9 protein-coding genes and 1 pseudogene are annotated in these 10,501 nt (G+C 60.3%); 6 read left to right on the top strand and 4 right to left on the bottom strand.

What is annotated here, in order from left to right; genetic code table 11:
* The 3 genes and pseudogenes from ACEQXV_RS19130 to ACEQXV_RS19120 all read left to right on the top strand — a co-directional run.
* Positions 1-198 (top strand): annotated as a pseudogene (locus ACEQXV_RS19130) (16S rRNA (guanine(527)-N(7))-methyltransferase RsmG); the annotation flags it as partial.
* Positions 182-982: a ParA family protein gene (locus ACEQXV_RS19125; protein ID WP_370251632.1), complete on the top strand. Its 801-nt coding sequence runs from the start codon at positions 182-184 to the stop codon at positions 980-982. The pseudogene ACEQXV_RS19130 and the gene ACEQXV_RS19125, both read left to right, overlap by 17 nt.
* Positions 983-995: 13 nt before the next feature.
* Complete coding sequence (locus ACEQXV_RS19120) at positions 996-1,907, top strand: ParB/RepB/Spo0J family partition protein (protein ID WP_370251626.1); 912 nt, start codon at positions 996-998, stop codon at positions 1,905-1,907.
* Here the strand turns inward: ACEQXV_RS19120 and hemW are convergent.
* Genes hemW through rph form a run of 3 tightly spaced genes read right to left on the bottom strand, consistent with a single transcriptional unit; the run spans position 1,904 to position 4,375 of the window.
* A complete protein-coding gene (hemW, locus tag ACEQXV_RS19115) occupies positions 1,904-3,064 on the bottom strand; it encodes a radical SAM family heme chaperone HemW (protein WP_370270499.1) in 1,161 nt (386 codons plus the stop codon). The genes ACEQXV_RS19120 and hemW overlap by 4 nt on opposite strands.
* On the bottom strand, positions 3,054-3,662 hold the full coding sequence (gene rdgB / locus ACEQXV_RS19110) for an RdgB/HAM1 family non-canonical purine NTP pyrophosphatase (RefSeq protein WP_370270497.1): 609 nt from the start codon (positions 3,660-3,662) through the stop codon (positions 3,054-3,056). Before rdgB ends, hemW begins: the two co-directional genes overlap by 11 nt.
* Positions 3,662-4,375, bottom strand: coding sequence for a ribonuclease PH (gene rph / locus ACEQXV_RS19105; protein WP_370251622.1), 714 nt, complete (start codon positions 4,373-4,375; stop codon positions 3,662-3,664). The genes rdgB and rph overlap by 1 nt, the downstream gene beginning before the upstream one ends.
* A 121-nt stretch (positions 4,376-4,496) precedes the next feature.
* Here rph and hrcA point away from each other — a divergent pair, with 121 nt between their 5' ends.
* Both hrcA and ACEQXV_RS19095 read left to right on the top strand, forming a co-directional pair.
* On the top strand, positions 4,497-5,561 hold the full coding sequence (hrcA, locus tag ACEQXV_RS19100; protein WP_370270500.1) for a heat-inducible transcriptional repressor HrcA: 1,065 nt from the start codon (positions 4,497-4,499) through the stop codon (positions 5,559-5,561).
* Positions 5,562-5,572: 11 nt separating this feature from the next.
* Positions 5,573-6,148 carry a nucleotide exchange factor GrpE gene (locus ACEQXV_RS19095; protein ID WP_370270496.1) on the top strand — a complete coding sequence of 192 codons (576 nt, stop codon included), beginning with the start codon at positions 5,573-5,575 and terminating at the stop codon, positions 6,146-6,148.
* A gap of 99 nt (positions 6,149-6,247) precedes the next feature.
* Here the strand turns inward: ACEQXV_RS19095 and mutS are convergent, their stop codons facing one another.
* Complete coding sequence (gene mutS, locus ACEQXV_RS19090) at positions 6,248-8,887, bottom strand: DNA mismatch repair protein MutS (protein WP_370270495.1); 2,640 nt, start codon at positions 8,885-8,887, stop codon at positions 6,248-6,250.
* 132 nt (positions 8,888-9,019) lie between these two features.
* Here mutS and ACEQXV_RS19085 point away from each other — a divergent pair.
* Positions 9,020-10,501 (top strand): phosphate acyltransferase (locus ACEQXV_RS19085; RefSeq protein ID WP_370270494.1); only part of this gene is annotated, 1,482 nt, incomplete at its 3' end.

Genomic DNA, 10,501 nt, shown 5'->3' with positions numbered 1-10,501 from the left:
GCCTCGCTAACGCGGCTTCTGGGCCATGCTGAACACCACCTGTCACCGGATGGCACCGCTCTTTTCATGAAAGGCGCGACACATGGGCAGGAAGTGGAAGAAGCGCTTGAGACCTGGGCCATGACCATGGATTCTGTTCCCAGCCAGACGGCCGACGGGGCCGTGATTCTGAAAATCGGAGATATTCGACGTGCCTGAGTCCCGGCGTCCGCGCTGTATTGCGATTGCGAACCAGAAGGGTGGGGTGGGAAAAACCACGACCGCGATCAATCTTGGGGCGGCCCTGGCCGCCGAGGGGCAAAAGGTTCTGGTGATCGACCTTGATCCGCAAGGAAACGCGTCGACCGGGCTTGGGATCGATCCCGACCAGCGGAATTACACCACCTATGATCTCTTGATCGAAGGGATGGAATTGCGCGAGATCATCCTTCCCACAGGGGTTGATAACCTCTGGATCGCGCCATCTACGACGGATCTCAGCTCGGCCGATGTGGAGCTTGTGTCCAATGAAAACAGGGTGTTCCTGCTGAAGGACGCACTATCTCTCGCGGCGGTTGGTGGTTTCGACATCATTTTGATGGATTGCCCGCCGTCCCTGAACCTTCTGACGGTCAATGCAATGGTCGCGGCCGATGCGGTTCTTGTCCCCCTTCAGTCCGAATTCTTCGCGCTTGAGGGCCTTTCGCAGCTTATGCTGACGATTAGAGAGGTGCGCCAGTCGGCAAATCCGGCCTTGCGGATCGAAGGTGTTGTGCTGACCATGTTCGACGTGCGCAACAACCTGTGCCGTCAGGTTGAAGAAGATGCGCGCGAGAACCTGGGCAACCTGGTGTACGAAACCCGGATTCCGCGTAATGTGCGGCTAAGCGAGGCGCCGTCCTACGCAATGCCGATCCTGCAATATGATCCGACCTCGAAGGGCAGCGAGGCGTATCGCGACCTGGCGCGGGAAGTGTTGGATCGACAGTTGCAGCAAGCCTGAAAAGGAAAAGAACATGGCAGCGAAGAAGAGCAGGGGGCTTGGCCGGGGGTTGTCGGCGCTTATGGCCGATATCAACGAACCGAGCACGAGCGAGGATAGCGCCCCCAATCAACCGCGCCGCGCGGATTTAAGCGTGCCGATTGAAAACGTGCGCCCCAATCCAGATCAGCCTCGTCGGGCTTTTACGCAGGAAGCCCTTGAGGAATTGTCAGATTCGATCGCTGAGAAGGGAATCATCCAGCCTCTCATCGTGCGCCCGGATCCGGGCCAGGATGGTGCCTATCAGATCGTGGCTGGCGAGCGCCGCTGGCGAGCAGCACAGATGGCACAGCTGCATGAAGTGCCCGTCATTGTGCGAGACTTCGATGATACCGAGGTTCTGGAAGTCGCGATCATCGAAAACATTCAGCGCGCTGATCTGAACCCCGTGGAAGAGGCCATGGGCTATCGCCAGTTGATGGATCGCTTTAGCCATACGCAGGATCGCCTGGCCTCAGCCATGGGCAAGAGCCGATCGCACATTGCCAATCTGCTGCGGCTGCTGACGCTGCCCGATGACGTCCAGGGCTATCTGCGCGACGGACGGCTGAGCGCGGGCCACGCGCGGGCCCTGGTCGGGCGCGATGACGCATCGGATATAGCCCGCAGGGCGATCCGCGACGGGCTGTCGGTGCGGGAAGTTGAAAAGCTGACACGCCGCGGAAATACCGGTGGCGGCGGTGGTGGTGGCCGCGGTTCGGGCCGAGGGTCCGCCGGGGGGAAGGATGCCGATACGAAAGCGCTGGAGAACGATCTGAGCGCAAATCTGGGTCTGAAGGTCTCAATCGACCATGACGAAGCCTCTGGCGGGGGCCGTCTGTCGATCAGCTATGGTGATCTGGCGCAACTCGACGATGTGATCGCATTGCTGAACGGCGGTAATTAAGTCAATAATTCCCGTAGGATAGCATTCAGTAGGGGGCGGCCCGCAGGGGTCGCCCTTATTGTGTCGCCGACCTCCTCAATGAAACCCAGCTCTGCAAGTCTCTCTCGTCGCGCTCGTGGTAATTCAACGCCTCCCAGGTCACTGAACCGCACGAGAGAGCTCCCTTCTGAGAGACGCAAACTCATCATTAGGTACTCGGTGGCCTGATCTTCGCGACAGACGGCTTCTCTGCTCAGCTCGCCATGCCCCTTTGTTTCCACCTGTCGCAGCCAGGTCGTGGGGGTGAGGGGCGTATCCGTCGCAAAGCGTTGCCCATTCAGTGTCAGGCGCCCATGCGCGCCGGGGCCGATACCGACGTAGTCGCCGTAGCGCCAGTAGATCAGGTTGTGCCGGCTTTGCGCCATATCGCTTGCGTGGTTCGAGATTTCATAGGCGGACATTCCTGCTGCCTCGGTGATTTCCTGGGTGATCTCGTACATCTCGGCCGCATTATCGTCGCTCGGCAGACCGGGAAGCCGGCCGATTGCATAACGGTCGCCAAAGGCCGTACCCTCCTCGATGGTCAGCTGGTAGAGCGAGAGGTGGTCAATCGCCATATTTAGAGCCTGTTTTAACTCCTCTGACCACTGTTGAGGCTCTTGATGTTGACGGGCATAGATCAGGTCGAAACTGACCCGATCGAAGATGTTCCGAGCAATATCAAAGGCTTCTATAGCTTCCTTGGCGCTATGCATGCGCCCGAGGCGCTTTAGGTCCACATCATTAAGTGATTGAATTCCCATGGAAATTCTGTTCACACCCGCATCGCGAAACCCGGCGAACCGGCCAGCCTCGACCGATGTGGGATTTGCTTCCAGCGTGACCTCGAAACTGTTGGAAACAGGCCAGGTTGCGCGGATCTCTGAAAGGATCGCGTGAACCAGATCTGGGTCCATCAAGGATGGTGTGCCACCACCGAAAAACACTGTATTAAGTGTCCTTCCCTTGATCTCCTCACCATATCTGCGAATTTCGCTGAGATAGGCTTGCTGCCAGCGGCCTTGGTCGATCTGCGAGGCGACGTGGCTGTTGAAGTCACAATAGGGGCACTTCGCGAGGCAAAAGGGCCAATGCAGGTAGAGACCGAACCCGCCCTTTTGCCAGTCCTCATTTGCCAAGCGCGTCTACCAGTTTGCGGAAGGCATCGGCGCGATGGCTGATCTGGTTCTTTTCCCACCGATCCATTTCGCCAAAGGTGATGTCATAGCCCTTGGGTTGGAGGATCGGGTCGTAGCCATGGCCTTGATCGCCACGCATCGGCCAGACCACTTCACCTTCCATCACCCCGGGAAACACTTCGTCATGCCCGTCTGGCCAGGCCAGGACCAGCGTGCAGCAAAATCGCGCCGTGCGGGGTGCTTTGGCGCCGAGTTTTTCAAGCTCTTCATAGGTGCGCGTCATCGCCATCACGAAATCCCGGCCCGACGGAGTTTCCGCCCAATCTGCCGTGTAAACACCCGGCGCGCCGCCGAGCGCATCGATCTCGATACCGGAATCGTCGGCGAGGGCAGGCAGTCCCGTGGCCTTTGCGGCGGCGTGGGCCTTGATCCGGGCGTTTTCCACGAAGGTGGTGCCGGTTTCTTCCGGCTCTGGCAAACCGTGCTCTTTAGCCGAGGTCACGGAAATCCCCAGAGGTTCCAGAAGATGCGCGATCTCCTCCAGCTTGCCCTGGTTATGTGTCGCGACCAGCAGAGTCTTGCCAGAGAACTTGCGCATCAGGCCATCGCAGCCTTCTGGGCGGCAACCAGTTCGGCAACGCCCTTGTCGGCAAGGTCCATGAGTTCGTTGAACTGGTCACGGCTGAACGTGGCCCCCTCTGCGCTGGCTTGCAGCTCGATCAGCTGACCTGCACCGGTCATGACGAAGTTTCCGTCGGTTCCGGCCTCGGAATCCTCGCCATAATCGAGGTCCAGCACCGGCTGCCCGGCGAAGACGCCACAAGACACGGCGGCCACATGATCCATGATCGGGTCGGAAATCACATCGCCCGCCTTCATCAGCTTGTTCACAGCCAGCCGCAGCGCCACCCAACCACCGGTGATCGCGGCGCAGCGGGTGCCGCCATCGGCTTGAATCACGTCACAATCGACGGTGATCTGGCGTTCACCCAAGGCGACGCGGTCGATGCCCGCGCGCAGGGATCGGCCGATCAGACGCTGAATTTCCTGCGTTCTGCCGGATTGCTTGCCAGCCGCCGCCTCGCGCCGCATCCGCGTGTGGGTCGCGCGCGGCAGCATGCCATATTCGGCCGTGACCCAGCCAAGGCCGGTATTGCGAAGAAACGGAGGGACGCGCTCTTCCAGAGAAGCGGTGCACAGAACGTGGGTTCCCCCCACCTTGATCAGGCAAGAGCCTTCGGCATGGCGGGTCACGTCGGTTTCAATGGCAATCGGACGCATCTGGTCTAGGTTTCTGCCGGACGGGCGCATATCTATCTCCTGCATGAAGCTTGGGCATGGGGATAGTCCCTTGCCCCTGCGACGCGCAACCCCGATTGACCTTCTGGAGGCGGCGCTTCTTAATGAATTCAACGAAACTGCCCAGCCAAGTATGCCGGATACCAAAACCATCCTGACTGAAATGAACGATCGCTCGCGCGAAGTCTTTCGCCGGGTGGTCGAAGGCTATCTGGAAACCGGGTCGCCGATGGGATCCCGGACGTTGACGCGCAGCCTCTCGGAAAAGGTCTCTGCTGCGACGATCCGCAACGTGATGCAGGATCTGGAATTTCTGGGCCTTCTGGACAGCCCACACGTATCCGCAGGACGAATCCCCACGGAACTGGGCTTGCGCATGTTCGTTGATGGCTTGCTGGAGGTCGGAAACCTGGCAGAGCAGGACCGGGAGAAGCTGGATGCGACCGTCGGCGGCAATAATGCGGATGTGGCTCATAAACTTGATCGGATTGGGGCGGCGCTGTCGGGTGTGACCCAAGGTGCGAGCCTTGTCCTTTCCCCCAAGCACGAGGCCCCGATAAGGCATATCGAGTTCGTTTCGCTTTCTCCGACTCGGGCCCTGGCGGTGCTGGTTTTTGCAGATGGCCACGTTGAAAACCGCATCTTCGCGCCGCCGATGGGGCAGACCCCAAGCTCGATGCGCGAAGCGGCGAATTTCCTCAATGCGCTTGCCGAGGGCAAGACGGTGAGCGAGCTCAAGCGGATCATGCAGACCGAGGTGAAGGCCCGGAGGCAGGAGATCGACCAGCTGGCGCGTGACCTGATCGAAAGCGGGGCAGCCATCTGGGAAAATGAGGGCGATACTAGCGAAAGGCTGATCGTGCGTGGGCGCTCTCATCTGCTCGATTCGGGGGGTGAATCGGAAGAGCTGGAACGCATCAGAAGCCTGTTCGACGATCTCGAACGCAAACGCGACATCACCGAGTTCCTTGAACTGACCGAAGAAGGCGAGGGTGTGCGCATTTTTATTGGGTCAGAGAACAAACTTTTCTCACTTTCGGGTTCCTCTCTGGTGGTTTCCCCATATATGAACGCTGACCGAAAGATCATCGGTGCCGTCGGCGTGATCGGGCCGACGCGGCTCAATTACGGGCGGATCGTTCCGATCGTGGACTATACAGCGCAACTGGTCGGGAAACTGATTTCAGACCAGTCATAAGAGGTTTGAGAATGGCAGAGCCCAAGGAAGACACGTTCCTCGACGACCCAGAGGCCCTGGAGGCCGAAATGGAAGCCGCGCTTGAAGATGAGGCGCAAGAGGAAGGCGACCCCGTTCTTCTGGAACTCGACGCATTGCGCGCCGAGCGTGACGAGTTGAAAGACCGGCTGCTTCGAACGCTGGCCGAGTCGGAAAACGTGCGCAAGCGCGCAGACCGGGATCGCCGCGAAGCAGAGCATTATGGCGGGACCCGACTCGCCCGGGATCTTCTGCCGGTCTACGACAACCTCCACCGCGCCCTGGAAGCTGCCAATAAGGAAGAAAACGAGGTGGCATCCGCCGTGATCGAGGGTGTCGAGCTGACCCTGCGCGAATTGCTGAACGTGTTCTCCAAGCACGGCGTGACCCCGATTGCCCCGGACGCCGGCGAACAGTTTAACCCGAATGAACATGAGGCGATGTTCGAAGCCCCGGTGCCCGGCACGAAGGCCGGTGAAATCATCCAGGTGATGACTGTTGGCTTCATGCTGCATGACAGGCTGCTACGCCCGGCGCAGGTTGGGGTGTCTTCTACCCCGGCGTCCTGATACCCAAAGCGTAGCAGGGCGGGGGCCAGCCCCCACACCCCCGGGATATTTCCGGAATAATGAAGGGGCGCGGACAATTCTACACGAATTGGCTGCGCCTCAGGTCTTATCGAGTTCTTTCAACTCGTAGATTAGTGCCAGCGCCTCCCTTGGTGTCAGCATGTCTGGGTGAATATCCTTGAGACGATCCGCGACAGGTGACGCTTTCACGGGCTGCGGGGCTGGCGCTGGGGTTGCCGAGAAGAGGGGAAGGTCATCGATCAGGGCTTTCTGGCGGTCCCCTCCCTCTCGCTCGCCTTTTTCAAGCGCGTCCAGAACATCGTGTGCCCGTGCCACGACAGAGGCCGGCAATCCGGCCAGTTTGGCGACCTGGACACCGTAGCTGCGATCGGCGGCCCCCGGGCGCACCTCGTGCAGGAAGATGACCTCGCCTTCCCATTCACGCACTGCAACGGTGGCATTTTTGACACCGTCCATGCGATCGGCCAGGCTCGTCATCTCGTGATAGTGGGTCGCGAAGAGGGCTCGGCAGCGATTGACCTCGTGCAGGTGTTCCAACGTGGCCCAGGCAATGGAAAGGCCGTCATAGGTTGCCGTTCCGCGGCCGATCTCATCGAGAATGACAAGGGCCCTTTCGTCGGCCTGGTTCAGGATCGCGGCGGTTTCGACCATCTCGACCATGAAGGTGGACCGACCCCTGGCAAGATCGTCAGAGGCTCCAACGCGGCTGAAGACCTGGCTGACGAGGCCGATCTTGGCCGATCTTGCCGGAACAAAGCTGCCCATCTGGGCAAGGATCGCGATTAGAGCGTTCTGTCGAAGAAAGGTCGATTTGCCCGCCATGTTAGGGCCTGTCAGCAGGGTCAGAGCGGCCTTGTCGCCCACTGCCGTCAGATCGCAGTCATTGGCAATGAAGGGCTCGCCTTCCTTTTGCAGGGCGCGTTCCACGACCGGGTGCCGACCGGATTCGATCAGGAAGTCGCGACTGTCATCAATCTGGGGGCGAATCCAGTCTTCTGACCGGGCAAGCTCGGCCAGCGCAACGGTCAGGTCGATCTCTGCCAGGGCGGCAGCCGCTGCGCCGACTTGTTCGTTTCGGGTCAAAACCGCCTGTTTTAGAGACTGAAAGAGGGTCTTTTCGATTTCGAGCGCACGATTGCCGGCGTTCAGGATCTTGGTTTCGATCTCGGAGAGTTCCACCGTGGTAAAGCGCACCTGGTTGGCGGTGGTCTGCCGGTGAATGAAGGTTTCCGACAAGGGCGGCGACAGCATCTTCTGCGCATGGGTCGACGTGGTTTCGATGAAGTAGCCAAGCACGTTGTTGTGCTTGATCTTCAGCGACTGAATGCCGGTTTGCTCGATGAACTCTGCCTGCATCTTGCCGATGATGCCGCGGCCCTCATCGCGCAACTGGCGGGTTTCATCGAGGTCGCTGTCATAGCCCGGGGCGATGAACCCTCCATCCCGGGCGAGCAAAGGTGGTTCCGCGATCAGCGCCGATTCAAGTAGGTCGAGCAGGTCTTCGTGACCGGAAAGCGCCTTGATCGCATTTGCCAAGACCTCGGGAAGATCTTGATCTTGCAGGGTTTCATGAAGGCGTGCGGCTTCTGCCAGACCGTTCCTGATGGCGGCAAGGTCACGCGGGCCGCCGCGATCCAGCCCGAGGCGCGACAGGGCCCGGTCCATGTCAGGTACGCTGCGCAGGGCGTCCCGCAAGGTGGCGGACAGGTTGGACCGTTCCACGCAGGTTGAGACGGACTCAAGCCTGCTCTGAATGACCGGGATCTGAGTTGATGGGCTGGACAGACGATGTTCCAGCAGGCGTGCGCCACCGGCGGTCAGCGTCCTGTCGATGGTTGCCAGAAGCGATCCGGCGCGCCCACCGTTCATTGACTGGGTCAATTCAAGGTTTCGCCGGGTGGCAGCGTCGATCTGCATCATGCGCTGGGCCAACATGCGCGAGGGCGGGTGTAGGAGCGGCAGTTTGCCTTTCTGGGTGATTTCCAGGTAGTCGATGATCGCGCCAAGCGCAGCCAGATCCGGGCGCCCGAAAGACCCGAAGGAATCGAGTGATTTCACCTGAAACAGAGACTGAATCCGCCGTTCCGCAGACCCGCTGTCAAAGCTGGATGGCGACAGAGGGGTCACGGCGATCCCGGCCTCTTCGATGACGCGCAGCGCATCGTCACCGATGCCGTCTGCCACCAGGATTTCGCGGGGGGCGAGCCTGGCCAGTTCCGGCCCAAGGCGCACAAGTGGGCAGGGCATCACGTGAAACGCCCCGGTGGAAATATCCGTCCAGGAAAGGGCGGCATCGCCCCGGATGTCAGCATAGGCAGCAAGGTAGTTGTGGTGGCGGGCCTCCAGCAACGTGTCTTCAGTCAGCGTGCCCGGCGTGACCAGCCGGACGACCTCTCGGTGAACCACCGCCTTTGAGCCGCGCTTTTTCGCCTCGGCGGGATCTTCCATCTGTTCGCAGACCGCAACGCGGAAGCCTTTGCGGATCAGGGTCAGGAAATAGCCCTCGGCTGAATGGACGGGCACGCCGCACATGGGGATGTCTTCGCCCAGGTGCTTGCCGCGTTTCGTCAGCGCGATGTCCAGTGCTTCGGCTGCCGCCACGGCATCATCAAAAAACATCTCGTAGAAGTCGCCCATCCTGTAAAACAGTAGCGCGTCGCGGTGCTGCGCCTTGATCTCCAGGAACTGCGCCATCATCGGCGTCACTTGTGCGGTCATCGACATCCCCCTGCCTGCGTCGCCACACTACAAATTGCTTCGGCGGGGTAAAAGGCCGCAAACAACCTCTGTTGTGACGCAACGGCAATCACCGTAAGAGAAGCAGGCTTAAATCACGGAGACCGCAGGAAGATGGCCAACAAGTCCAAAGTCACGCGCGAAGAGGCTCTGACCTATCACCTCGAACCGCGCCCCGGGAAGATCGACATCCAGGCGTCGACCCCGATGACGACTCAGCGGGACCTGAGCCTGGCCTATAGCCCCGGTGTGGCCGTTCCCTGCGAAGCCATCGCCGAAAACCCCGAAACCGCCTATGATTACACCACCAAGGGCAACCTTGTGGCGGTGATTTCCAACGGGACGGCCGTGTTGGGGCTCGGCAATCTCGGCGCGCTGGCTTCAAAGCCGGTGATGGAAGGCAAGGCTGTTCTGTTCAAGCGGTTCGCCGATGTGAATTCCATCGACATCGAGCTGGATACCGAGGACCCGGACGAGTTCATCAAGGCGGTGCGCCTAATGGGGCCCAGCTTCGGCGGCATCAATCTTGAAGATATCAAGGCGCCGGAATGCTTCATCATCGAGCAGACCCTCAAGGAACAGATGGACATTCCCGTCTTTCATGACGACCAGCACGGCACGGCCGTGATCTGTGCAGCAGGCCTGATCAACGCGCTGCACCTGTCGAACAAGAAGATCGAGGATGTAAAGATCGTCCTCAACGGCGCGGGCGCGGCGGGGATCGCCTGTCTTGAGTTGCTGAAAGCCATGGGCGCACGGCATGACAATTGCATCATGTGCGACACCAAGGGTGTGATCTACCAGGGCCGCACCGAGGGCATGAACCAGTGGAAATCGGCGCATGCGGTCAAGACCGAGGCGCGCAGCCTGGAGGACGCGATGAAAGGGGCCGATGTGTTCCTTGGCGTGTCGGCCAAGGGTGCGGTTACGCAGGACATGGTTCTGTCGATGGCTGACAACCCGGTGATATTCGCAATGGCCAACCCGGATCCGGAGATCACCCCGGAAGAAGCCCACGAAGTGCGGGTGGATGCCATCGTGGCTACGGGGCGCAGCGATTACCCCAACCAGGTCAACAACGTCCTGGGCTTCCCTTACCTGTTCCGTGGTGCGCTCGACATCCACGCCCGCGCGATCAACGACGAGATGAAGATCGCCTGTGCCGAGGCATTGGCCGAACTGGCGCGAGAGGACGTTCCGGACGAGGTTGCCATGGCCTATGGCCGGAAACTGTCCTTCGGTCGCGACTATATCATTCCCACGCCCTTCGATCCGCGGCTCATTCACCGTATTCCGCCTGCCGTTGCCAAAGCGGGTATGGAAACCGGGGTGGCGCGCCGTCCCATCATCGATCTCGACGCCTATGCGCAAACCCTGAACGCCCGCATGGACCCGACCGCTTCGGTTCTGCGCGGGATCAACGCACGGGCGCGCGCGGCCCAGGCCCGCATGATCTTTGCCGAAGGGGACGATGTTCGCGTGTTGCGCGCTGCCGTGGCCTACCAGCGCAATGGCATGGGCAAGGCGGTCGTGGTTGGCCGCGACGCGGATGTGAAACAGAAGCTGGAAAGCGTGGGTCTTGGCGATGCGGTGCGC

It is taken from the genome of Nioella sp. (assembly GCF_964229645.1).
Taxonomy (GTDB): Bacteria; Pseudomonadota; Alphaproteobacteria; order Rhodobacterales; family Rhodobacteraceae; genus Nioella.
The sequence above is the reverse complement of the archived record's forward strand: the minus strand, read 5'-3'. Positions and strand labels throughout refer to the sequence as shown.

Bases quoted from the DNA above. Each gene is read 5' to 3' on its own strand.
- rdgB (WP_370270497.1), bottom strand. From the start codon at position 3,662: ATGCGCAAGTTCTCTGGCAAGACTCTGCTGGTCGCGACACATAACCAG.
- ACEQXV_RS19120 (WP_370251626.1), top strand. From the start codon at position 996: ATGGCAGCGAAGAAGAGCAGGGGGCTTGGCCGGGGGTTGTCGGCGCTT.
- hrcA (WP_370270500.1), top strand. From the start codon at position 4,497: ATGCCGGATACCAAAACCATCCTGACTGAAATGAACGATCGCTCGCGC.
- ACEQXV_RS19095 (WP_370270496.1), top strand. From the start codon at position 5,573: ATGGCAGAGCCCAAGGAAGACACGTTCCTCGACGACCCAGAGGCCCTG.
- rph (WP_370251622.1), bottom strand. From the start codon at position 4,375: ATGCGCCCGTCCGGCAGAAACCTAGACCAGATGCGTCCGATTGCCATT.
- mutS (WP_370270495.1), bottom strand. From the start codon at position 8,887: ATGACCGCACAAGTGACGCCGATGATGGCGCAGTTCCTGGAGATCAAG.